At 61.4% G+C, this 24058-nt stretch carries 19 protein-coding genes and 2 tRNA genes; 6 read left to right on the forward strand and 15 right to left on the reverse strand.

The window, feature by feature from the left end; genetic code table 11:
* Positions 1-32: 32 nt before the first annotated feature.
* Positions 33-2666: a ribonuclease R gene (gene rnr, locus HX873_RS26550; RefSeq protein WP_003217496.1), complete on the reverse strand. Its 2634-nt coding sequence runs from the start codon at positions 2664-2666 to the stop codon at positions 33-35.
* A 224-nt stretch (positions 2667-2890) separates the two neighbouring features.
* Between rnr and HX873_RS26555 the strand changes: the two genes are divergently transcribed.
* The 4 genes from HX873_RS26555 to HX873_RS26570 all read left to right on the forward strand — a co-directional run bounded on the left by HX873_RS26555 (position 2891) and on the right by HX873_RS26570 (position 5973).
* Positions 2891-2977, forward strand: a tRNA-Leu gene (locus HX873_RS26555).
* Between the two features lie 173 nt (positions 2978-3150).
* Positions 3151-3237: transfer RNA gene (locus tag HX873_RS26560), tRNA-Leu, on the forward strand.
* Between the two features lie 145 nt (positions 3238-3382).
* The gene (locus HX873_RS26565; protein WP_008439094.1) at positions 3383-4408 is read left to right on the forward strand and encodes an extracellular solute-binding protein; all 1026 of its coding nucleotides are present in this window, start codon (positions 3383-3385) and stop codon (positions 4406-4408) included.
* The gene (locus HX873_RS26570; protein ID WP_177028645.1) at positions 4408-5973 is read left to right on the forward strand and encodes an iron ABC transporter permease; all 1566 of its coding nucleotides are present in this window, start codon (positions 4408-4410) and stop codon (positions 5971-5973) included. Before HX873_RS26565 ends, HX873_RS26570 begins: the two co-directional genes overlap by 1 nt.
* A gap of 108 nt (positions 5974-6081) precedes the next feature.
* Here HX873_RS26570 and HX873_RS26575 read toward each other — a convergent pair whose 3' ends face one another.
* The 12 genes from HX873_RS26575 to HX873_RS26630 form a co-directional block, all read right to left on the reverse strand.
* Positions 6082-8016, reverse strand: a complete 1935-nt coding sequence (locus HX873_RS26575) for a methyl-accepting chemotaxis protein (RefSeq protein WP_008439098.1) — start codon at positions 8014-8016, stop codon at positions 6082-6084.
* Between the two features lie 139 nt (positions 8017-8155).
* Positions 8156-9445, reverse strand: coding sequence for an adenylosuccinate synthase (locus HX873_RS26580; RefSeq protein ID WP_003217505.1), 1290 nt, complete (start codon positions 9443-9445; stop codon positions 8156-8158).
* 54 nt (positions 9446-9499) lie between these two features.
* Positions 9500-10687 carry an ATP phosphoribosyltransferase regulatory subunit gene (locus HX873_RS26585; RefSeq protein WP_003217507.1) on the reverse strand — a complete coding sequence of 396 codons (1188 nt, stop codon included), beginning with the start codon at positions 10685-10687 and terminating at the stop codon, positions 9500-9502.
* Positions 10688-10988: 301 nt separating this feature from the next.
* Entirely contained in the window at positions 10989-11855 is an 867-nt protein-coding gene (hflC, locus tag HX873_RS26590; RefSeq protein WP_003217510.1) for a protease modulator HflC, read from the reverse strand.
* Entirely contained in the window at positions 11855-13030 is a 1176-nt protein-coding gene (hflK, locus tag HX873_RS26595; protein ID WP_087692480.1) for an FtsH protease activity modulator HflK, read from the reverse strand. Before hflK ends, hflC begins: the two co-directional genes overlap by 1 nt.
* A 96-nt stretch (positions 13031-13126) precedes the next feature.
* Positions 13127-14428, reverse strand: coding sequence for a ribosome rescue GTPase HflX (hflX, locus tag HX873_RS26600; RefSeq protein WP_003217514.1), 1302 nt, complete (start codon positions 14426-14428; stop codon positions 13127-13129).
* 12 nt (positions 14429-14440) lie between these two features.
* A complete protein-coding gene (gene hfq, locus HX873_RS26605; protein WP_003217515.1) occupies positions 14441-14704 on the reverse strand; it encodes an RNA chaperone Hfq in 264 nt (87 codons plus the stop codon).
* A gap of 93 nt (positions 14705-14797) precedes the next feature.
* On the reverse strand, positions 14798-15769 hold the full coding sequence (gene miaA, locus HX873_RS26610; protein WP_003217518.1) for a tRNA (adenosine(37)-N6)-dimethylallyltransferase MiaA: 972 nt from the start codon (positions 15767-15769) through the stop codon (positions 14798-14800).
* Positions 15769-17667, reverse strand: coding sequence for a DNA mismatch repair endonuclease MutL (mutL, locus tag HX873_RS26615; protein WP_003217520.1), 1899 nt, complete (start codon positions 17665-17667; stop codon positions 15769-15771). The genes miaA and mutL overlap by 1 nt, the downstream gene beginning before the upstream one ends.
* A 14-nt stretch (positions 17668-17681) precedes the next feature.
* Positions 17682-19115 carry an N-acetylmuramoyl-L-alanine amidase gene (locus HX873_RS26620; protein ID WP_202948682.1) on the reverse strand — a complete coding sequence of 478 codons (1434 nt, stop codon included), beginning with the start codon at positions 19113-19115 and terminating at the stop codon, positions 17682-17684.
* Positions 19116-19118: 3 nt separating this feature from the next.
* Positions 19119-19589: a tRNA (adenosine(37)-N6)-threonylcarbamoyltransferase complex ATPase subunit type 1 TsaE gene (gene tsaE / locus HX873_RS26625; RefSeq protein ID WP_003217524.1), complete on the reverse strand. Its 471-nt coding sequence runs from the start codon at positions 19587-19589 to the stop codon at positions 19119-19121.
* Complete coding sequence (locus tag HX873_RS26630) at positions 19577-20437, reverse strand: NAD(P)H-hydrate dehydratase (RefSeq protein ID WP_003217526.1); 861 nt, start codon at positions 20435-20437, stop codon at positions 19577-19579. Before HX873_RS26630 ends, tsaE begins: the two co-directional genes overlap by 13 nt.
* 62 nt (positions 20438-20499) lie before the next feature.
* Between HX873_RS26630 and queG the strand changes: the two genes are divergently transcribed.
* Positions 20500-21582 (forward strand): tRNA epoxyqueuosine(34) reductase QueG, encoded by a 1083-nt coding sequence (gene queG / locus HX873_RS26635; protein ID WP_003217527.1) that lies wholly within the window; start codon positions 20500-20502, stop codon positions 21580-21582.
* Here queG and HX873_RS26640 read toward each other — a convergent pair.
* Both HX873_RS26640 and orn read right to left on the reverse strand, forming a co-directional pair.
* The gene (locus tag HX873_RS26640; protein WP_003217528.1) at positions 21561-22175 is read right to left on the reverse strand and encodes a trimeric intracellular cation channel family protein; all 615 of its coding nucleotides are present in this window, start codon (positions 22173-22175) and stop codon (positions 21561-21563) included. The genes queG and HX873_RS26640 overlap by 22 nt on opposite strands.
* Before the next feature lie 182 nt (positions 22176-22357).
* Positions 22358-22900 carry an oligoribonuclease gene (gene orn, locus HX873_RS26645; protein ID WP_003217529.1) on the reverse strand — a complete coding sequence of 181 codons (543 nt, stop codon included), beginning with the start codon at positions 22898-22900 and terminating at the stop codon, positions 22358-22360.
* 106 nt (positions 22901-23006) lie between these two features.
* Here orn and rsgA point away from each other — a divergent pair, with 106 nt between their 5' ends.
* Positions 23007-24038: a small ribosomal subunit biogenesis GTPase RsgA gene (gene rsgA, locus HX873_RS26650; protein ID WP_003217530.1), complete on the forward strand. Its 1032-nt coding sequence runs from the start codon at positions 23007-23009 to the stop codon at positions 24036-24038.
* Positions 24039-24058: the final 20 nt, after the last annotated feature.

The following is a 24058-nucleotide window of genomic DNA, read 5'->3' on the forward strand; positions in this document are numbered from 1 at the left end:
TACGGCGTGCACGCCGTAGATTTTTTCCAGACTCATGACTTGGCCTTAGGTTTGCGCGACCCGCCGCTTTTCGCGGGGGCCGAACCCGCTTTTGGCGGGCCTTTACGGTGTTTACTCGGCTTGCTCGACGGCTTTTCCGCCTCGCGGGACTTTCCCCCAGACGCCGCTTTACCACCGCTTTTGGCTTCGTTGAGCAACTGCTGCTTCAACTCGCGGCTCTTGCGCAGCTCGGCGTTTTTCGCCGCGGCATCGCTAGGGCGGTAGGCTTCGGGGGCCTTGTCCTTGGCAGACGAACGACGCGCAGGCTTGGCTGGCGCAGGCTCGGCGACCGCCGCTTTCGCAGGAGCGCCTTTGCCTTTGCTGGCCGGGGCTGCAGTTTCGCTGCCACGTTTTTTACGGCCAGTCGGTTCAGCCGGCTTGTCAGGCATACCGAAATCGATCTTGCGCTCGTCGAGGTCGACGCGCATGACCTGCACTTCCACGGTATCGCCCAGACGGAAGCTGCGACCGGTGCGCTCGCCCGCCAGGCGGTGATGCACAGGGTCGAAGTGGTAGTAGTCACCCGGCAAGGCGGTGACGTGCACCAGGCCCTCGACGTAGATGTCGGTCAGCTCGACGAACAAACCAAAACCGGTCACGGCAGTGATCACACCCGGGAACGACTCGCCCACGCGGTCTTTCATGAACTCGCACTTGAGCCAGTTCACTACGTCGCGGGTGGCTTCGTCGGCACGGCGCTCGCTCATGGAGCACTGCTCGCCCAACTGTTCCAGGGCCGCTTCGTCGTACGGATAGATCCGTGCCTTCGGAATGGTCATGGCACCAGCACGCTTGACGTGCGGGGTGTTCTGCTTGGAATGGATCACGCTGCGGATCGCCCGGTGCGTGAGCAAGTCCGGGTAACGACGAATCGGCGAGGTGAAGTGGGTGTACGCTTCGTAATTCAGGCCAAAGTGGCCCTGGTTATCGGCGCTGTACACCGCCTGGCTCAGGGAGCGCAGCATAACGGTCTGGATCACGTGGTAATCCGGACGGTCCTTGATGCTCGCGAGCAGAGCCTGGTAGTCCTTCGGCGTCGGGCCGTCCTTGCCTTTGTGCAGGGACAGGCCGAGCTCACCGAGGAACGCGCGCAGCTTCTCCAGACGCTCCGGCGGCGGGCCGTCGTGCACCCGGTACAACGCAGGAATCTCGTGCTTTTTGAGGAATTCTGCGGTGGCCACGTTGGCCGCCAGCATGCACTCCTCGATCAGCTTGTGAGCATCGTTGCGCGTGGTCGGGGTGATCGCGGCGATCTTGCGCTCGGAACCGAAGACAATCCGGGTTTCCTGAGTTTCAAAGTCGATCGCGCCACGCACGTGACGAGCGCCCAACAGCACCTTGTACAGCGCGTAGAGCTGCTTGAGATGCGGCACGACATGCCCGTACTCACCGCGCAGGGCCTTGGCTTCGCTGGTTTTCGGCTGTTCCAGGATGGTGCTGACCTTGTTGTAGGTCAGGCGCGCCTGGGAGTGAATCACCGCTTCGTAGAACTGGTAGTCGGTCATTTCGCCGGTTTTCGAGATGGTCATCTCGCACACCATGGCCAAACGGTCGACTTTCGGGTTCAGGGAGCACAGGCCGTTGGACAGCTGCTCAGGCAGCATCGGGATGACGCGCTCGGGGAAGTACACCGAGTTGCCGCGCACCTGGGCTTCGTTGTCCAGGGCCGAACCGATCTTCACGTAGCTGGACACGTCGGCAATCGCGACGAACAACTTCCAGCCGCCGGAGAACAGGCGCAGTTTGCCAGGCTTGGCTTCGCAGTAGACCGCATCGTCGAAGTCGCGGGCATCTTCGCCGTCAATGGTGACGAACGGCAGATGACGCAGGTCGATGCGCTTCTCTTTGTCTTTTTCTTCGACTTCCGGCTTGAGCTTGGCGGCTTCTTTGAGCACAGCCTCAGGCCAGACGTGAGGGATATCGTAGGTGCGCAGCGCAACATCGATTTCCATGCCCGGCGCCATGTAGTTGCCGACCACTTCAACGATATCGCCCTGTGGCTGGAAGCGCGCAGTTGGCCAGTGGGTGATTTTCACCTCGACGAACTGGCCGACCTTGGCAGCGCCATTGCGGCCCGGGGTGATCAGCACTTCCTGCTGGACCTTGGGGTTATCCGGCACCACGAAGCCGATGCCGCCTTCTTCGAAGTAACGGCCGACGATGGACTCGTGGGCACGGGACACCACTTCGACGATCACGCCTTCACGGCGACCGCGACGGTCAAGGCCGGAAACGCGCGCCAGGGCACGGTCGCCATCGAACACCAGGCGCATTTGCGCCGGGCTCATGAACAGGTCGTCGCTGCCATCGTCCGGGATCAGGAAGCCGAAACCGTCACGGTGGCCGGCGATGCGGCCGAGGATCAGGTCGAGCTTGTCCACCGGCGCGTAGGTGCCGCGGCGGGTGTAGATCAACTGGGCATCGCGCTCCATGGCGCGCAGGCGACGACGCAGGGCTTCGAGTTGGTCTTCGGTGGTCAGACCGAATTCTTCAACCAGCTGCTCGCGGCTAGCAGGCGAACCCCGATCGGCGAGGTGCGCCAGGATCAGTTCGCGGCTAGGAATAGGGTTTTCATATTTTTCCGCTTCACGAGCGGCCTCGGGATCGAGGGACTGCCAATCGGCCATTAGAGAGTTTTCACCTTGTCTATATGCGGGTTAGTTTGGCATACGCGTATTGAAACGGGAAATTTCAGGTGTCAACAAGCCCGTAAAAGCACTTTGTAGCCCTTGGAATGCACCTTGCGCGACCGTCGGCGAAATATTCCAGACTTTTTTCATGGCAGGGCTTTACAGCTCAAAACAGCCTCCGTATAGTGCGCGCCATCGACGACGGCAACGTTGTTGATGCTGCCCAGGTGGTGAAATTGGTAGACACGCCAGCTTCAGGTGCTGGTGATCGCAAGGTCGTGGAAGTTCGAGTCTTCTCCTGGGCACCAATTTCAAACTCAAGGTTATGCCTTGAGTCTCCAAAAACCCGCGAAAGCGGGTTTTTGCGTTTCAGGCCTTTGATTTTTAACAAGAATCTTGATTTATATTTTTGAATCAGGGGTTTACAGATCAAAAAGCCCTCCGTATAGTTCGCTCCATCAACAGCGCAAGCGTTGATAATGCCCAGGTGGTGAAATTGGTAGACACGCCAGCTTCAGGTGCTGGTGATCGCAAGGTCGTGGAAGTTCGAGTCTTCTCCTGGGCACCAAATTCAGATCAAACCCGCGAAAGCGGGTTTTTTCGTTTCCGGGGTTTGAAAACCTGACCGGTGATTTCCCCCCTCGTCCGCACTTGAGAAGTTTTATCGTTTATCCTTGTAAGGATTTGTTGCACTCAAGTGAGGAAAACCCCGGATGATGATCCGCGATACCCGTCTCAAGACATCCCTTCTGCGTGGCCTGACCATCACTCTGCTCGGCCTGACCCTGCTCTCGCCCGCTGCCTATTCTGCCGACAAGGTTGCACTGACCTTGTACAACGGCCAACACAAGGAGGTCGGCGATGAACTTGCCAAGGCCTTCGAAGCCAAGACCGGCATCCACGTCAATGTGCGCAAGGGCAGCAGCAACCAGCTGGCCAGCCAGGTCGTCGAAGAAGGTGACCGCTCCCCTGCCGACGTGATCTACACCGAAGAATCGCCGCCGCTGAATAAACTCGGCGAGCAAGGCCTGCTGGCAACCATCGACGCCAGCACCCTCGACGTCCTGCCGAAGGAATACGTGGCCGCCAACGGCGCCTGGATGGGCGTAACCGCACGCACCCGCGTCGTGGCCTTCAACCCGAAGCTGATCGCCGAGAAAGACCTGCCCAAGTCGGTACTGGATTTCGCCGGGCCCGAGTGGCAAGGCAAGGTCGGTTTCGTGCCCACCAGCGGCGCGTTCCAGGAACAAGCCGTAGCGATCATCAAGCTGCACGGTCGCGAAGCGGCTGAAGAGTGGCTGACCGGCCTGCGCGCTTTCGGCAAGGTCTACAGCAACAACATGGTTGCGCTCAAGGCCGTGGAAAATGGCGAAGTCGCCACCGTGCTGGTGAACAACTACTACTGGTTCGCCCTGAAGAAAGAAAAAACCAACCTGGATTCGCAGCTGCACTACTTCACCAACGGCGATGCCGGTGGCCTGATCACCGTGTCTGCCGCGGCTGCACTGAAATCCAGCAAGCATCCAAAGGAAGCCCAGCAACTGCTGGCATTCATGGCCAGCGAAGAAGGCCAGCGGGTGATCACCAACACTTCCGCCGAATACCCGCTGCGCAAGGGCATGGAATCCAACCGCGGACTCAAGCCTTTCAGCGAGCTGCAACCGCCGAAAGTCACCCCTGCCGACCTGGGCAACGCCGAAGAAGCCCTGGAACTGGAACGTGACGTTGGCTTGAACTGATGAACCCATCGCTCCCCGCCCCCGCCTTGCGCGGGGGTTTTACGCCGAGACGCAAACGCCCTTCGATCTGGTTGCTGCTACCAGTCCTGCTGCTGGTAGGCCTGAGCCTGTTGCCGCTGGCATATGTCGGCCTCAAGGCCTGGCAGGCAGGATGGGCCGAGGCGGTGCGTTTGCTGTGGCGACCCTATGTATTCGGGTTGCTGCGCAACACCCTGGCGCTGATGGTCGGCGTCACCGTGGCCTGCGGCGTGATCGGCTTGTCCCTGGCCTGGCTGCTGGAACGCAGCAACCTGCCGGGGCGGCGGATCTGGGGAGTGATCCTGTGCCTGCCGTTCGCGGTGCCAGCGTTTGTCAGCAGCTTTACCTGGGTTTCGTTAAGCGCCAACTTTGAAGGGTTGGGCGGAGCGATCCTGGTGATGACCCTGTCCAAATACCCACTGGTGTTTCTGCCGGTGGCGGCAACCCTGCGCAATCTTGATCCATCCCTGGAAGAATCGGCCCGCACCCTCGGACTGAATCGCTGGGGCGTATTCTTTCGCATCACCTTGCCGCTGCTGTGGCCGTCGCTGCTGGCCGGGGCACTGTTGATTGCCCTGCATATGCTGGTGGAGTTCGGCGCGCTGTCGATCATCGGCTTGCAGACGTTTACCACCGCGATCTACCAGCAATTCGAGCTGGAGTTCAGCAACGCCAATGCGGCGATGCTCTCGGCGGTGCTGCTGGTGATGTGCCTGACGCTGCTCTGGCTGGAGCTGCGGGTGCGCGGCAAGGGCCGACACGTGCGTACCGGCCAGGGCGCGGCGCGGCATGCCGAACAGGTTCGACTCGGCAAATGGGCGGCGCTGGGGCAGCTGTATTGCCTGCTCCTGGCGATCATCGGCAGCGGCATTCCACTGGGCATGCTCGGTTATTGGCTGGCAGTGGGCAGTTCGGCGGCATTTCCGATAGCCGAGATCAGCGAGGCGCTGCTTTCTTCGTTGGCGCTATCCCTGGGCGGCGCCGCGCTTTGCCTGTTGTTTGCCGTGCCGGTGGGCTTGCTGGTGGTGCGCTACAAGGGCCAGCTCGCACTGTGGGCCGAGCGCCTGCCGTACCTGCTGCACGCCCTGCCCGGCCTGGTGATTGCGCTGACACTGGTGTATTTCGCCCTGCATTACGTGCCGGCGCTGTATCAAACGTCGGCGTTGCTGCTGATCGCTTATGCGCTGCTGTTTTTGCCCCTGGCCCAGGCGCCGATCCGCACGGCGCTGAACAAGGCAGCACCACAGCTGGAAGAGGCGGCGAGAACGCTGGGCGCGTCGTCGTTCAGTGCGTTTTGCCGGGTGACGCTGCCGATTATTTTCCCGGCATTGGGGGCGGCGTTTGCGCTGGTGTTCCTGGATGCGATGAAGGAATTGACGGCGACGTTGCTGCTTAGCCCTACCGGGCTGAACACCTTGGCAACTGCCGTGTGGGCGCACACCTCGAATGTGGAATTCGCGGCAGCGGCGCCCTATGCGGCATTGTTGATTTTGGTGTCGGGACTGCCGGTGTATTTGCTTACGACGCGGATGTACCTGAGCCGCTGAAATTGCTTTCGCGAGCAAGCCCGCTCCCACATTTGCTCGCATTCCAGAAGTGGAACTCGGTCGAATGTGGGAGCGGGCTTGCTCGCGAAAGGGCCGCACCAGGCGACATCAAGCCCGGAACTGCCCCAAGCTCGCCTTCAACTGCGCAGCCAACCCATCCAGCACTTTGCCACTGGCTGTAGTCTCTACCACCGCCTGCGCCGCTCGCTCAGCCTGGGCATGAATGATCTCGACTCGCCCACGCACCGCATGCGCACCCTGCGCCTGATGCTCAGCCGCCCGCGTCGCCAGGCCAATCGCTGCATGCACCTGCTCCACCGAGGCCTGCACCGACTGCTGCAGGCGCACGCTGTCGCGTAATACCAGCAAACCTTCGCTGGCCTGGCGCCCGGCCTTGCCGATGGTTTCCACAGCCTCACGGGCGCCTTGCTGCAAGGCCACGATGTGGGCCTGGATGTCGCCGGTAGAACTCTGGGTTTTACTGGCCAGGGCGCGAACCTCGTCCGCCACGACCGCAAAGCCGCGCCCGGTCTCACCGGCTCGCGCCGCCTCAATAGCCGCGTTGAGCGCCAGCAGGTTGGTTTGCTCGGCAATCCCGTGGATCACCGTTAACACCACCTCGATCTGCTCGCTCTGCTGCGCCAGCCGCTCGATCACCTTGGAACCGGCCTGCACCTGCCCCGCCAACGCCTCGATCAAGCTGCCGACTTCGGCTGAAGTGCGGGAATTTTCATCAGTCGCCTGGCGAATATCCACCACCTGCTGCAAGGCCGCCTGCATCGCATGGCTTTCCGCCTGGGCCTCATCCGCCATTTGCGACAGCGCCCGCAGGCTTTCGGCAACCTCATCACGCTGCAAGCCGGCGGCCGCATCGGCACCCGCATTGCGCAGGGTCATCGCGCCGATTTCCACACCGGTACGCTGGGCCACATCACCGGCTTCACGCACGATCGGCTGCAACTTATCCACAAAGCGATTGACCGCCGAGGCCATGTCGCCGATTTCGTCCCGGCTGTTGATCTGCACACGCTTGGTCAGGTCGCCCTCGCCTGCCGCCAGATCGTCCATCGCTGCAATCAGCAGCTTCAGGCGATTGACCACCCGACGGCCGAGCACTACAGCAATCAACAGCAATACACCAAAACCTACCACCGCCAGGCCCATGCCGATGCGCCAGCGCAACGTGCCCGCCGCCTCTTGCACGGCGCTGGTGGTATTGGCGGTCATCTGGGTGGCGGTGGCTTGCGCCGACTGCAAACGCGCGCCCATGGCCGCCGCGCTGTCAGCCGCGGCACCCTTGAGGCTGTCGCCCACCAACTGGTCACCGCTGGCAATCAGTGCAGCAAAACGCTTGTCCAGCGCGGCCAGGTCAGCCTCGACCGAGGCAGTCGAAACCCCCATGCGGACCTTGCCGATCTCTACGCCATTGGGGCTGATGGACGCTTCGACGTAGAACACCGAGGGATCATTCTTCGCCGCATCCAGCACTTTATCCAGGGCACGTTCGCCCTTGCCCTTTTCCAGCAGCGCCTGGTTGATCGGGTTTTCACGATTGAGGTAACGGGTCAGGTGCTCACCAGCCGCGTCGTCATACACCACAAACAACACGTTGGGATTGCGCTGGGCTCTGCGGGCAAACTCAGACAGCGTCGGCACGTCGCTGTCCCACATGGCGCGCGGCGCCACCGAGGCGAGCAGTTGCGCCATGTCATTGGCAGAGTCCTGCAGGTCTTTTTCCAGGGTCGCACGCAGTTGCTTCTGCTCTTCCTGCAGGCGCGTGGAAAGCCCCGCCGTCAGACGCTGGCGCGTGCTGGAAGACAGACTGTCCAGGCTGGATGTCACTTCCTTGCCGGCTTGCGCCAACTCGCCGGACAGTTTCTGGCTGTCGACGCCCAGGCGATTGCCCAAATCAGCTTCCAATGCAGTGACGGTGCTTCGCGTCAGGGCGACGGCCACCAGTACCTGCACCAAAAGAGCGATACCTAGGGTAACGAACACCGGCCGCAACAGCCGGCTTTGTAACAATGAGAGAACGGCAGACACTGGGAATCCCTCCACCACGGGTGCCATTAATTTGATAGCACCGCGAAAGAAAGAACCATAGCAAGGGTCGTGCCGTTTACCAGGCGGAAACGACAAAGGGCTCCCGAAGGAGCCCTTTGCTTTTTACATCAACAGCTTATTAAGCGAACGGGTGACGCAGAACGATGGTCTCGTTGCGGTCCGGGCCCGTCGAAATAATGTCGATCGGCGCACCGATCAGCTCTTCGACGCGCTTGATGTAAGCGCGGGCGTTGGCTGGCAGTTCTTCCAGGGTCTTGGCGCCCACGGTCGATTCGGTCCAGCCTGGCACTTCTTCGTACACAGGCTGCAGGCCTACGTAGCTGTCCGCGTCAGTCGGGGCAACGTCCTTGCCTTCCGCATCCTTGTAGCCGATGCAGATGTTGATGGTTTCCAGGCCGTCGAGTACGTCCAGCTTGGTCAGGCAGATGCCCGAGATGCTGTTCACATCGATAGCGCGACGCAGGATAACGGCGTCGAACCAGCCACAACGGCGGGCACGGCCGGTCGTCGCGCCGAACTCGTGGCCTTGTTTGGCCAGGTGCGCGCCGACGTCGTCGAACAGTTCAGTCGGGAATGGACCCGAACCTACACGCGTGGTGTATGCCTTGGTGATGCCGAGGATGTAGTCCAGGAACATCGGGCCAACGCCCGAACCCGTCGCAACGCCGCCAGCGGTGGTGTTGGAGCTGGTGACGTACGGGTAGGTGCCGTGGTCGATGTCCAGCAACGAGCCCTGGGCGCCTTCGAACATGATGTCTTTGCCGGCGCGACGCAGGTCGTGCAGCTCGGCAGTCACGTCCAGCATCAGCGGCTTGAGCAGCTCGGCGTATTCCTTGCACTCGGCCAGGGTCTTTTCAAACTCGATGGCCGGCTCTTTGTAGTAACCCACCAGCATGAAGTTGTGGTAATCCACCAGTTCACGCAGCTTGTCTTCAAAGCGCGGCATGTTGAGCAAGTCGCCCACACGCAGGCCACGACGTGCAACCTTGTCTTCGTAGGCCGGGCCGATGCCGCGACCGGTCGTGCCGATCTTCAGCTCGCCACGGGCCTTTTCACGGGCCTGGTCCAGCGCAACGTGGAAGGACAGGATCAGCGGGCAGGAAGGGCTGATACGCAGGCGCTCGCGCACTGGCACGCCCTTTTCTTCCAGCTTGGTGATCTCGCGCAGCAGGGCGTCAGGTGCAACCACCACGCCGTTGCCGATCAGGCACTGCACGCCTTCGCGCAGTACACCCGACGGGATCAGGTGCAAGACGGTTTTTTCGCCATCGATGACCAGGGTGTGGCCAGCGTTGTGGCCACCTTGGTAGCGCACTACGGCGGCAGCATGTTCGGTCAGCAGATCAACGATCTTGCCTTTGCCCTCATCACCCCATTGGGTGCCCAGGACTACGACATTCTTACCCATAACACTTGTCCTCATTCGCGCAAACTTGGTGCCGGCAGTGGCCGGCAGGAAAACTCAAGAAGCCAGTGGCGATACTTGCCAAAGCCCGTTCTGCTGAATCAATTGCCGGTCGCAGTCCGCTTCACGGGCGGCGGCCAATGGCTGCCCAGGCAAGGCCTGGACCACACGCTGACCCTCACTGCGCAACTGGCAAACCTGCTGCCAGAGTGCTGCGTCCGTACTGTCGGGCATCCAGATACCGCCAGACGGCAGTTCGACCTCAGCACGCCCCAGGGTCACCAGGGTTTTCAAATCGGTGGAAAAACCGGTCGCCGGACGAGCGCGACCGAAGTCGGCGCCGATATCGTCGTAACGACCGCCCTGGGCGATGGCCTGGCCAACACCCGGGACAAACACCGCGAACACCACACCGGTGTGGTAGTGGTAGCCGCGCAACTCACCCAAATCAAAGTACAGCGGCAACTGCGGGAAGCGCGCAGACAACTGCTCGGCAATCGCCAGCACATCGTCCAGGGCCGCCAATACATCAGCCGGCGCATTCGCCAGGCGATCACGGGCGGCGGTCAGTACTTCACGGCCGCCACACAGATCCACCAGCGCACGCAGCATGCCGGCCAGGTCGGCAGGCACGCCCGCCGTCAGGGCAATCACTTCATCGATGGCCTTGCGCTGCAAGGCATCGAACAACTGTTGTTCCACTTCACCCGACAAGCCGGCCGCACGGGCCAGGCCGCGGTAGATACCGACATGCCCAAGGTCCATGTGCACATCCGGCACATCGGCCAGCTGCAACATGGCCAGCATCAGGCTGATGACTTCCACGTCGCTGCTCGGGCTGGCATCACCGTACAACTCGGCGCCCAACTGGATCGGGCTGCGGGACGACGACAACGCACGCGGTTGCGCATGCAGCACGCTGCCGGCGTAGCACAGGCGGCTTGGCCCTTCGCGACGCAGGGTGTGCGCATCAATGCGCGCTACTTGCGGCGTGATGTCGGCACGAAAGCCCATTTGCCGGCCCGATTGCGGGTCGATGACCTTGAAGGTGCGCAGATCCAGGTCCTGGCCCGCGCCGGTCAGCAGGGATTCCAGGTACTCGATATGCGGAGTCACGACAAACTCGTAACCCCAGCTCTGGAACAGATCCAACACCTGGCGGCGCGCGATTTCAATGCGCGCAGCTTCTGGTGGCAGTACTTCTTCGATGCCATCTGGCAGCAGCCAGCGGTCTACCGTTGCCATTACGCCATTCCCCTATGATCCGGGCGGCCAGCCCTCGGGCGAGCCTTGAGTGAAGCAGAAAATACCCGGCCCCTGCATAAACCACGCGCAAGAGCGACGGGACGAACGACCAACAATCGGCCTCGTCGGGCACTTTCCTCGAAAAACCTGTGGCGCCTGCGGAGCAAAACCACAATCAAACATGCAGACGCAAAAAAGCCGGGAATTTCCCGGCTGCCGCATCATACACCCGTTTTCTGAAAGGATCACCCCGCCCGGCATTTTAGCCGCCCGACGGAGCGATTCTCAGACTACATGCGGGTTACTTGGACTTTTCCAGGTAGCGGAAGAAATCGCTACTTGGGTCCAGCACCATGACGTCGGTTTTGTTCGCAAAGCTTTCACGGTAGGCGCGCAGGCTACGGTAGAACGCGTAGAACTCCTGGTCCTGGCCATAGGCCTTGGCGTAGATCGAAGCGGCTTGAGCATCACCATCACCACGGGCCTCTTCAGACTCGCGATAGGCTTCAGCCAACAGTACGCGACGCTGACGGTCGGCATCCGCGCGGATCCCTTCTGCCAGTTCGTTACCCTTGGCGCGGTGCTCACGAGCCTCGCGCTCACGCTCGGTGCTCATACGTTCGAACACGCTGCGGTTCACTTCCTTCGGAAGGTCGATGGCCTTGACCCGAACATCGATCACCTCGATGCCCAGCTCTTTTTCCGCCATCGCATTCAACGAACGCGTGATGTCCGCCATCAGCGCGTCACGTTCACCGGATACCACCTCGTGCAGGGTGCGCTTACCAAACTGGTCACGCAGGCCCGATTCCAGACGGCGCGACAAACGCTCGTCGGCAATCTGCTTGAGGCCGGAGGTCGCGGTGTAGAAGCGCTCGGCATCCTTGACGCGCCACTTGGCGTAGGCGTCAACCATCACAGCTTTCTTTTCCAGGGTCAGGAAGCGTTGTGTCGGTGCATCCAGGGTCATCAGGCGGCCGTCGAACTTGCGCACCTGGTTGACGTAGGGGACTTTCACATGCAGGCCCGGCTGGACATCCGCCTGGACCACGCGACCGAATTGCAGCAACACCGCGCGCTCGGTCTGAGACACGATATAGAAGCAGTTCCAGGCAGCGATGACCACGACGACGCCCACAATCAGGGCGGTCAGCGATTTATTGCTCATCAACGACTCTCCCTGGTACGTGTTTGCTGTTGCAGCAGGTCAGCGGCCGCACGGGCGCTCGCTTCGTTGGCAGCAGCATTGGAACCGGTAGCCGGTGCGCTGGTGCTGCTACGACCACCTTCGATCATCTTGTCCAGCGGCAGGTACAGCAGATTGTTCTGCCCGCCCTTGCTGCCGGTCACGAGAACCTTGCTGGTGTTGCTGAAGACTTCCTGCATGGTGTCCAGGTACAGACGCTCACGGGTGACTTCCGGTGCCTTGCGGTACTCGGCCACCAGCTTGGTGAAACGATCTGCCTCACCCTTGGCGCGGGAGACCACTTCGTCGCGGTAACCGTTGGCATCCTCAAGGATGCGCTGGGCCTGGCCACGGGCTTCCGGCACCACGCCGTTGGCGTAGGTTTCAGCCTGGTTGCGCGAACGCTGCTCGTCTTCACGGGCACGGATCACGTCATCGAAGGCTTCCTGCACTTCACGCGGTGCCGCTGCGCTCTGTACGTTGACCTGGGTCACGGTGATACCGGTGCGGTACGTGTCGAGGAACCGTTGCAGGCGCTCCTTGATTTCGCTGGCCATCAATTCACGGCCTTCAGTCAGCACCTGGTCCATTGCGGTGGAACCCACCACGTGGCGCAGGGCGCTTTCGGTCGCATGTTGCAGGCTGATTTCCGGCTGGTCGACGTTCAGCACGAAGTCCTGCAGGTTGCTGATCTTGTACTGCACGGTCAGCGGCACTTCGACGATGTTCTCGTCTTCGGTCAGCATCTGGCCCTGCTTGGTGTAGGCACGCTCACGCGTGACGTTTTCCATGTACTTCTTGTCGATCGGCGGGAAGTAGATGTTCAGGCCAGGGCCGACAGTCTCGTAGTACTTGCCGAAGCGCAGCACCACGGCTTGCTCCTGCTCGTCCACCACATAGACGGCGCTGTACAGCCAGACGGCCGCCAGCACGACGAGGCCGATGCCGAGCAGGCCGTAACCACCGCCCTTGCTCGTACGACCGCCTTCGTCACCACCACGTTTTTTTCCACCACCGAACAACCCATTCAGGCTTTCCTGCAGCTTTCGGAAGGCCTCGTCGAGATCTGGTGGCCCCTTGCGGTCGCCATTATTGCGGCGTTTACCACCCCAAGGATCCTGATTATTCGAGTTGCCACCCGGCTCATTCCAAGCCATAGCGCTCTCCATCTGATAAAGCAAAGACGCACCCACGGCGCGCCGACCAATGCTACAGAATGCCTGTCACAGCGGCACAACCGCTTTCTCAGGCTTTTATTGCAAAGTGTGTTGTTCGATGAACTCTGTCGGCACAACGCCTTCACGGCTGACCAGCCGATTCAGCTCCGAGCGCGGCAATCGAACGGCCAGCAAGCTGACACCTTCTTCGTCGTGTTCTTCTTTCTGTACCGCGCCCAGCTCGAAAAACTGTGCACGCAGTCGAGCAAAACGCTGCGGCAAGCGCAAGGTGCCGACGAACAAATCGCTGCCCAACAGCTCGGCAATGGCTTGTTCAAGCAATTCCAGGCCACTGCCATCACGCGCCGACAGCCAGACCCGCTGGGGCTTGCCGTTTTCGTCGCGCTGGATTTGTGGCTCAACGCCTTCAAGCAAATCGAGTTTGTTATAGACCTCGAGGATCGGCAAGTCCTGGGCACCAATCTCGCCCAGCACCACCATGACCTGTTCAATCTGCAACATGCGATCCGGTTCGGCCGCATCGATCACGTGCAACAGCAGGTCGGAATTGCTCGACTCTTCGAGCGTAGACCGAAATGCCTCGACCAGCTTGTGGGGCAAGTGACGAATGAAACCCACGGTATCGGCCAGGACAATCGGCCCCAGGTCGTCCAGTTCCAGACGGCGCAAGGTCGGGTCGAGGGTCGCGAACAGTTGGTCGGCCGCGTACACGTCCGATTTCGTCACGTTGTTGAAGAGTGTGGATTTGCCGGCGTTGGTATAGCCCACCAGGGAAACGGTCGGGATATCCGCACGCATACGGCCACGTCGCGATTGTTCGCGCTGGCTGCGCACCTTCTCCAGGCGGCCCTTGATCTGTCGCAGGCGGACCCGCAGCAGACGCCGGTCGGTTTCCAGCTGGGTTTCACCCGGGCCGCGCATGCCGATGCCGCCACCCTGGCGCTCAAGGTGAGTCCAGCCACGCACCAGCCGGGTGCTCATGTGGTCAAGCTGGGCCAGTTCTACCTGGAGCTTGCCTTCATGGGTACGGGCGCGTTGAGCGAAAATATCGAGAATCAGACCCGTGCGGTCGATCACGCGACACTCGAAAACTCGTTCGAGGTTACGTTCCTGACTGGGCGTGAGGATGTGATTGAAAATCACCAGATCGGCCTTTTCGGCGTGGACCAGGTCGCGCAGTTCCTCGACCTTGCCGCTGCCGATCAGGAATTTGGCGGTTGGCCGATGACGCGGCACGTTAAAAAACGCGACGGTCTCGGCGCCGGCCGAATTTGCCAACTCCTGAAACTCCTGCGGATCTTCGCGCGCCTCAGGGTCCTGTCCATCCAAGTGAACGAGGATTACTCGCTCACCACCACCGTGGCGCTCAAAGAACAAAGGAGACTCCTATCAGGCGTTACCTGGTGCAGGCTCGGCGTCACCCTGTTCTTCGGTTGCGCTAGGCAGACGAATTGGACGAACCGGCACTACGGTCGAGATAGCGTGCTTGTAAACCATTTGGCTTACGGTGTTTTTCAGCAGGATCACGAACTGGTCGAACGACTCGATCGTACCTTGCAGCTTGATACCGTTGACCAAATAGATGGAAACCCCAACTTTCTCTTTACGTAAAGTATTCAAGTAAGGGTCTTGTAGCGAATGCCCTTTTGACATGTGCCGCACTCCTTTAAGGATCAATAATAAAAATCGGAAAATAGATAGCTCATGGCCGTCACACCCCCAAGGATAGACGGCAATTGCAAGGACTCAGCTCAATATGGAGACCGTTCCCAAGTATTTCAAGGCGCGTGACAGATTGTCGCTGTCCAGGCTGTCCAGCCAGTGCAAATCGCTCCAACTGCGCAACCAGGTGAACTGACGCTTCGCCAATTGGCGCGTGGCAATGATGCCGCGCTCCTGCATTTCGGCTGACGTCAGCTTGCCATCCAGATGATCCCAGACTTGGCGGTAGCCTACAGCACGTATCGAAGGCAGCCCTGGATGCAGGTCACCTCTTGAACGCAGTGCTACGACCTCCTCCACAAACCCCTGTTCCAACATAATTGTGAATCTTTGTGCAATTCGTTCATGCAGCACCTGGCGATCCGTCGGAGCGATGGCCAGATTCGCCACAGTATAGGGCAATTGTGAGTGTCCCGAGGCGCCTGCTTCAGCACTTTGCGCAGTTTGTTTCAGCCTGTGTTCAGTCATGGTCTGGCCACTGACCCGCCAGACTTCCAACGCTCGCGTCAGGCGCTGGGGGTCATTGGGATGAATTCGCGCGGCGGAAACCGGATCCACAATGGCCAACTGATCGTGCAAGGCCTGCCAGCCAAGGCGCGCAGCCTCTTCTTCAAGTTCGGCGCGCACCTGTGGATCAGCTGGCGGCATATCAGCCAGACCTTCCTGCAAGGCCTTGTAGTAGAGCATCGTGCCGCCGACCAGCAGCGGAATCTTGCCCCGCGCGGTGATATCGGCCATGGCGGCCAGCGCATCGATGCGAAAATCCGCCGCCGAATAGCTCTCGCTGGGATCAATAATGTCGATCAACCGGTGCGGATACTGGGCCAGCAGCTCTTTTGAAGGTTTGGCAGTGCCGATGTCCATGTCCCGGTAAACCAGTGCAGAGTCGACACTGATCAACTCGCACGGCAAGACCTTGGTCAGCTCGATGGCCAGGTCGGTCTTGCCGGCGGCCGTCGGGCCCATCAGGAAGATGGCGGGGGGCAAGGCACTCATCAACGGCCGCGCAAGAACAGTTTGTCCAGGTCGTCCAGGCCCATCTGGGTCCAGGTCGGGCGGCCATGGTTGCACTGGCCGCTGCGCTCGGTGTTTTCCATGTCCCGCAGCAGGCCGTTCATTTCCGGCAAGGCCAGCCGGCGGTTGGCGCGGATGGCGCCGTGACAGGCCATGGTGCCGAGCAGTTCATTGATGTGGGCCTGGATCCGGTCACTGGTGCCGTATTCCATCAGGTCCGCCAGGACGTCGGCCACCAGCCGGTTGGCCTCTGCCTGCTTGAGCAAAGCCGGAATCTGGCGGATAGCGAGGGTTTCCGGCCCCAGGCGTTGCAACTCAAAGCCCAGCTTCTGGAACACGCTGACGTGCTCTTCGGCGCAATCCGCTTCCCGCTGGCTGACCGCCAGGGATTCCGGCACCAGCAGCGGCTGACCGCTCAGGCCTTCGCTGGCCATGGCGATCTTCAGGCGCTCGTACATGATCCGCTCGTGGGCGGCGTGCATGTCCACCAGCACCAGGCCATGGGCGTTTTCCGCAAGAATATAAATACCCTTGAGCTGTGCCAGCGCGTAACCCAACGGCGGCACGTCGCCCTGGCCTTCCGGCAACGCGGCAGCACCTGGCTCGGCGCCGGGTAGCGGCGCGAAAAACTCGCGATAGGCCGCCTGGGCCTCGGCCACCGGCACCGCCGATTGCGGACGCGGGGTGTACTGGTATTGATAACCGGCGCCGGCGCCTGAACCAGGTGCGGTAAAGCTCGGCTGGGCTTGCGGCGATTGCAGCAGGTTGGCCGCCAGGCTCATTTCGCCCTGGGGCCCGAACTCGCCGGCTTCCGGCCCTGAAGGACGGACAACAGCCGTGACAATCGGCGCCGCCAGGTGATCATCCGGCCGCACATCGCCCAAGGCGCGGTGCAGGGTGCCGTAAAGAAAGTCGTGGACCATGCGACCGTCACGGAAGCGCACTTCGTGCTTGGTCGGGTGCACGTTGACGTCGACCACCGACGGGTCGACCTCGAAAAACAGCACAAACGTCGGATGCCGCCCGTTGAACAGCACGTCGCGATACGCCTGGCGCACCGCGTGGGCCACCAGCTTGTCGCGCACCGCCCGGCCATTCACGAAGAAATACTGCATGTCCGCCTGGCTACGGGAGAAAGTCGGCAAACCCACCCAACCCCACAGCCGCAGGCCATTGCGCTCGATCTCGATCGGCAGCGCCTGCTCCAGGAACCCCGCGCCGCAGATGGCCGAGACACGCCGCGCACGGGCCGCATCATCATGGGCCTCGTGCAGGCTGAGGATGGTCTTGCCGTTGTGGCGCAGGTGGAAAGCCACATCAAACCGCGCCAGGGCCAGGCGCTTGATGACTTCCTGCAGGTGATCGAATTCGGTTTTTTCGGCCTTGAGGAATTTACGCCGGGCCGGGGTATTGAAGAACAGGTCGCGTACTTCCACCGAGGTGCCCACCGGATGTGCCGCCGGCTGGACCCGGGGCGCCATGTCGCGGCCTTCGGTTTCAACCTGCCAGGCCTGGTCGGCGTCGCGGGTGCGGGAAGTCAGGGTCAGGCGAGCCACGGAGCTGATGGAAGCCAGGGCCTCACCACGAAACCCGAGGCTCATCACCCGTTCCAGGTCTTCCAGGTCGCGAATCTTGCTGGTGGCGTGACGGGCCAGGGCCAGCGGCAGGTCATCGGAGGAAATCCCGCTGCCGTCGTCGCGCACTCGCAGCAGCTTGACGCCGCCTTGCTCAACATCGACATCAATGCGCCTGGCGCCGGAGTCGATACTGTTTTCCAGCAACTCCTTGATCACCGACGCTGGCCGCTCGACCACCTCACCCGCCGCGATCTGGTTGGCGAGACGCGGGCTTAGCAGCTCGATGCGCGAGGTATTGCTCAAGACTGTTTCGCTCATTATTGCGCCGCCAGTTCAGTGCCCGGGATGGTCAACACCTGGCCGACCTTCAATTCATCGGTCTTGAGGTTGTTGGCACTGCGCAAGGTTGCCGCTGACACCTGGAAGCGCACCGCCAGCATCGCCAGGGTGTCGCCCGGCTGCACGCGATGGTCACGCGGGCCCTGGGCGATTTTCCCGGAGTCACGCAGCCAGGCTATATAAGTGCCCGGCGGCGGGTTCTGCTGGAAGAACTGGCGAACACCGGCGCTGATGGACCGCGCCAACGCCTGCTGGTGGCTGGCCGAGGCCAGTTTCGAAGCTTCGTTGGAGTTGGAGATAAACCCGGTTTCCACCAGGATCGACGGAATATCCGGCGACTTGAGCACCATGAACCCGGCCTGTTCCACGCGCTGTTTGTGCAGCGAGGTGACGCGACCAATGTTGCTCAGGACTTTCTGCCCCACGTTCAGGCTGGAGGTCAGCGAGGCAGTCATCGACAGATCGAGCAATACGCCAGCGAGCATCTTGTCCTTGTCGTCGAGGGATACGTTGCCAGCCCCGCCGATCAAGTCGGAACGGTTTTCACTGTCCGCCAGCCAGCGGGCGGTCTCGGACGTAGCGCCGCGATCAGACAGGGCAAACACCGAGGCACCAAACGCCGCGGCCGAAGGTGCGGCGTCGGCGTGGATCGAGACGAACAGGTCGGCGCCCTTCTTGCGGGCGATTTCGGTACGGCCACGCAGCGGAATAAAGTAGTCGCCGGTCCGGGTCAGCTCGGCGCGGTAGCCTTTCATGCCATTGATCTGGCGCTGCAGTTCACGGGCGATGGCCAGTACCACGTCTTTTTCATGCTGGCCGCGCGAGCCCGAGGCACCCGGGTCTTCGCCGCCGTGACCGGCATCGATGACCACGATAATGTCACGTTTGCCCGCCGGAGCCGGTGGCAGCGGCGGCAATTTGACCTGGGGTTGCGACTGGTTGACCGGCACCGCAGGTATCGTCGCGACGCTTGGAGTTGGCGCAGGCGGCGGCGCGGCATCGGCGGCGTTGTCGAACAGGTCGACCACCAGCCGGTTGCCATACTGCGCGTTGGGCGCCAGCACGAAGCTTTTCGGGGTCACGGCCTTTTTCAGGTCGATGACCACCCGCAGGTCGGTCGGCGTACGCTGGGCCGAGCGCATCGCGGTAATCGGGGTATTGGCCATGGCGACTTTCAACGGCGCGGCCAGGGTCGCACCGTTGATATCAATCACCAGGCGATCAGGCGCCGTGAGGGTGAAGACGCTGTGCTGAACCGGGCCAGACAGGTCGAATACCAGTCGCGTGTTATCCGGTGCCCGCCACAGGCGAACACTTTTCACCTGTGAGGCCGCCAGTGCATTGAAAGTCATTGCCGCAAGCAACACCCCTACGACAGTAACCAACGCGCGAAAGCGCATACCTAACCCCATCAATTATTTGAATTCCAATGCCAAGGCGGCGCACCACGACTCGCCGCGCGCGCTCTGGGACAACAACTTCAGCTGACGTCCTTGCTTATGCGGGGTAATGGTAATGGTCAGGTCCGGCTTTGGCAAAAAGCCTGTGCCTTTATCTGGCCACTCGATCAGGCACAAGGCGTCCTCATCGAAGTAATCACGAATGCCCATGTATTCCAGTTCTTCCGGGTCCACCAGGCGATACAGGTCGAAGTGGAACGCTCGTACGTCACCGATTTCGTAGGGTTCTACCAAGGTGAACGTAGGGCTTTTCACAGCACCCGCGTGCCCCAACCCGCGAATGATGCCCCGGGACAAGGTGGTTTTTCCGGCGCCGAGATCGCCTTCCAGAAAGATCAGCCCTGAGCCTTGAGTGACCCGGGCAATACGGTTGCCCAAGGCGACCATGGCGTCTTCATCAGGCAGGAAAAGAACTACTTCAGACACGGCGATTGCTCCTCCAGCAACTGACGAATGGCAGGAATCAGGTCACTGGCGGCCAGCCCGCGACCGTAGGTACCCTGGCGATCTCCGGCAGTGGCATGCAGCCAGACCGCCAGGCAGGCGGCATCAAATGCCGGCATGCCTTGCGCCAGCAAAGCACCGACCAGGCCGGCCAACACATCGCCAAGGCCAGCGGTTGCCATTGCAGGATGGCCCTGATCGCAGCGGGCAACCCGACCGTCCGGGCTGGCGATCAAGCTGCCGGCGCCCTTGAGGATGGCCACCGCATTGAATTTCTGACTCAAGGCGCGCGCCACGTTAAGGCGGTCGGCCTGAACCTCGGCTGTCGAAATACCCATCAAGCGGGCCGCTTCGCCAGGATGCGGAGTGATCACACAATTGGCCGGCAAGCTGACGCTGCCCGCCGCCAGCAGGTTCAAGGCATCGGCGTCCCAGACTTGCGGCTGCCTGGCATTGGCCGCTACCGACAGCAGGCTTTTGCCCCAGGAGACCTCGCCCAGGCCCGGGCCGATGACGATCACGGAAATCTTTTCCAGCAGGCCCATCAATTGATTGGCCGAGTGCACGCCCACCGTCATCACTTCCGGCAACCGCGCCAGCGCCGCACCGACGTGTTCGCTACGGGTCGCCAGGGAAACCATGCCGGCACCACTGCGCAGGGCACTTTCAGCACTGAGCAAGGCGGCGCCGCCAAAACCGCGGTCGCCGCCGATCAGCAATACATGGCCGAACTGGCCTTTATGGGCGTCCGGGGAACGCGCAGCGAGTTGCGGCAATTGGCCGGGCAACAGGTGCTGAACGTCGGGTATTTCGTGTTTTGTCTGCGGCATGCGTCTTCAAGCTCCGATGTCTGGCAGAATTATACGCATCTAACCTGCGGTTTCTCTTGTTCATGCCTGCTATTACCTACGACCTGCCCGCCCTCGCCCAATCGATCAAAGACTGGGGCCGCGAGCTGGGCTTTCAACAAGTGGGCATCAGCGGCCTCGACCTCGCCGAGCATGAACAGCACCTGCAACGCTGGCTCGACGCCGGCTACCACGGCGAAATGGACTACATGGGCGCCCACGGCAGCAAGCGCTCACACCCGGAGGAGCTGGTACCCGGCACCTTGCGCGTGGTCTCACTGCGCATGGACTACTTGCCGGGCGACACCCAAATGGCCCAACTGCTGGCCAAACCCGAAAAAGCCTACATCTCCCGCTACGCCCTGGGCCGCGACTACCACAAGCTGATCCGCAAGCGCGTGCAGCAACTGGCCGACCGCATCCAGGCGCAAATCGGCCCGTTCGGCTTCCGCGCCTTTGTCGACAGCGCCCCCGTGCTGGAAAAAGCCATCGCCGAGCAGGCCGGGCTCGGCTGGATCGGCAAGAACACCCTGGTACTCAATCGCAAGGCGGGCAGTTACTTCTTCCTGAGCGAGCTGTTTGTCGACCTGCCGTTGCCGGTCGACCCACCCCACGCCACCGAACATTGTGGCCGCTGCACCGCCTGCCTGGATATCTGCCCTACCAACGCCTTCGTCGGGCCCTACGTGCTGGACGCCCGGCGCTGCATTTCCTACCTGACCATCGAGCTGAAAAGCGCGATCCCCGAAGAACTGCGCCCACTGATCGGCAATCGGGTATTCGGCTGCGATGACTGTCAGATCGTTTGCCCGTGGAATCGTTTCGCGCGGCCTACCGACGAAGGCGATTTCAAGCCACGGCACAACCTGGATAACGCAGAGCTCGCCGAGTTGTTTATGTGGGACGAGGACAAATTCCTCAGCAGCACCGAAGGTTCTCCCCTGCGCCGCGCCGGCTATGAGCGCTGGCTGCGCAACCTGGCGGTGGGCCTGGGCAATGCGCCATCAAGCATTCCGGTGCTGGAAGCGCTGAAGGCGCGTCGGGAATACCCCTCGGAACTGGTGCGCGAACATGTGGAATGGGCGCTGAACCAGCACGCCGAACGTCAGTGCACGTCGTCGTTGTAGACGAACTTGGGCATTTCCCAGTGAAAACGGATCGCCAGCAGGCGCAATAGAAAGCCGCTGAACAGCGTCAGCAGGATCGATTGCTCACTTGGCAGCTCAAGGTAGATGCACAGCATGTAGAACCAGGCGGCCAGGAACGACACGCTGGCGTACAGCTCGCGGCGGAAGATCAACGGAATGTCGTTGCAGAAGATATCCCGCAGGATGCCGCCGAATACCCCGGTGATCACACCGCTGACTGACGCCACCAGCATGCCGTGGCCCATTTCCAGGGCGGTCATGCTGCCGATCAGGGTGAAGGCCACCAGGCCCACGGCGTCCAGCGCGAGGAACAGCGACCGCAGGTGGCGCATCAATGGAGCGATGAAGATGGTCACCAGGGCCGCGACGGAGGTCAGCACCAGGTACTCCGGGTGTTTGACCCAGGTCAGCGGGTAGTGGCCGAGCAACACGTCACGCACCGAACCGCCGCCCAGCGCCGTCACGCAGGCGATCAGCACCACACCGAACCAGTCCATCCCGCGCCGCCCGGCGGACAAGGCGCCCGTCATGGCTTCGGCGGTGATGGCGATGAGGTAGAGCATCAGCAGCATGGTGGCGATCCTTGCAAAGTTGTGGCGAGGGGGCTTGTCCCCCGTTGGGGTGCGAAGCAGCCCCTTTAAAGGCAATAGAGTTTTCAGGTAGATCGGGATGTCAGATTTTAGGGCCGCTTCGCAGCCCAACGGGGGACAAGCCCCCTCGCCACAAAAGCCCGCTGGGCTCAGGTATTACCGCTTTAGAACTTGATGAAATGCTTGCGGTAATGCTGCAGCTCGGCAATCGACTCGCGAATATCGTCCAGCGCCAGGTGGGTGCTGCCCTTGTGGAAGCTGTCTTTGACTTCCGGCGCCCAGCGCGCGGCCAGCTCCTTCAAGGTCGACACGTCCAGGTTGCGGTAGTGGAAGTAGCTTTCCAGCGCCTTCATGTGGGTATAGAGAAAGCGGCGGTCCTGGCAAATGCTGTTGCCGCAGATCGGCGACTTGCCCTTGGGTACCCACTTTTCCAGGAAGGCGATGGTTTCGGCTTCAGCCTCGGCCATGCTCACGCGGCTGTCGCGCACACGCTGGGTCAGGCCCGAGTTGCCGTGGGTGCGGGTGTTCCACTCGTCCATGGTGGCCAGCACCGCGTCGCTGTGGTGAATGGCGATCACCGGACCTTCGGCCAAGGTGTTGAGGTTGCTGTCGGTGACAATGGTCGCCATCTCGATGATGACGTCGGTGTCAGGGTTCAGACCGGTCATTTCCAGATCGATCCAAATCAGGTTCTGTGGGTTTTGCATGTCGTGGTTCCTTGGCACCTTGGCGTAGCTGCGCAGTTTAGCAGGCAGGGCGTGCTAGACTCGCGACCGTTTCACCTAACCTTTGCATTATCGACACGGAACACCAATGGCCAAACGCCAGCTCAACCGTCGCCAAAACTGGCGCATCGAAAAGATTCAGGGCGAACGCGCTGCCCGCGCCGCCAAACGTGAATCCTCCGCCGTGGAAGCGCTTGAGGGCGGCGACCTGGGCCCCGAGCAAACGGGCCTGGTGATCGCGCACTTCGGTGTGCAGGTCGAAGTCGAGGCCACCGAAGGCGATCACGCCGGCCAGGTGTTCCGTTGCCACCTGCGCGCCAACCTGCCTGCGCTGGTGACCGGCGACAAGGTGGTGTGGCGTGCCGGCAACCAGGGCATCGGCGTGATCGTCGCCCAGTTGCCGCGCACCACCGAACTGCGTCGCCCCGACAGCCGTGGCCAGCTCAAGCCGGTAGCGGCCAACGTCGACATGATCGTCATTGTCTTCGCGCCACTGCCCGAACCCCATGCCAACCTGATCGACCGCTACCTGGTAGCCGCCGAACACGCCGGCATTCGCCCGCTGTTGCTGCTGAACAAATTCGACCTGATCGACGAACAGAACGCCCCGGCGCTCAACGCGTTGCTGGCGGTGTACCGCACCCTCGGCTACCCGGTGCTGGAAGTCTCGGCGCATCACGGCAATGGCATGGAACAGTTACAGACTGAACTGGACGGGCGCATCAGCGTGTTCGTCGGCCAGTCGGGCGTGGGCAAGTCGTCCCTGGTCAACAGCCTGTTGCCGGAAGTCGAAACCCGTGTTGGCCCGCTGTCGGAGCTGTCCGGCCAGGGCACCCACACCACCACCACCGCGCGATTGTTCCACTTTCCGGGCGGCGGCGAGTTGATCGACTCCCCCGGCATCCGTGAATTCGGCCTGGGCCATGTGAGCCGTGCCGATGTTGAAGCGGGCTTTATCGAGTTCAACGACTTGATCGGCACCTGCCGTTTCCGTGACTGCAAACATGACCGCGAGCCGGGTTGCGCCCTGCTCAAGGCACTGGAAGACGGCCGCGTGCAGCAGCAGCGAATGAACAGCTATCGCTCGATCATCGCCAGCTTGCCCGAGACCAGCTATTAACATGTAGGAGCGAGCTTGCT

Source organism: Pseudomonas sp. P7758 (assembly GCF_013386485.1).
Lineage (GTDB): Bacteria > Pseudomonadota > Gammaproteobacteria > Pseudomonadales > Pseudomonadaceae > Aquipseudomonas.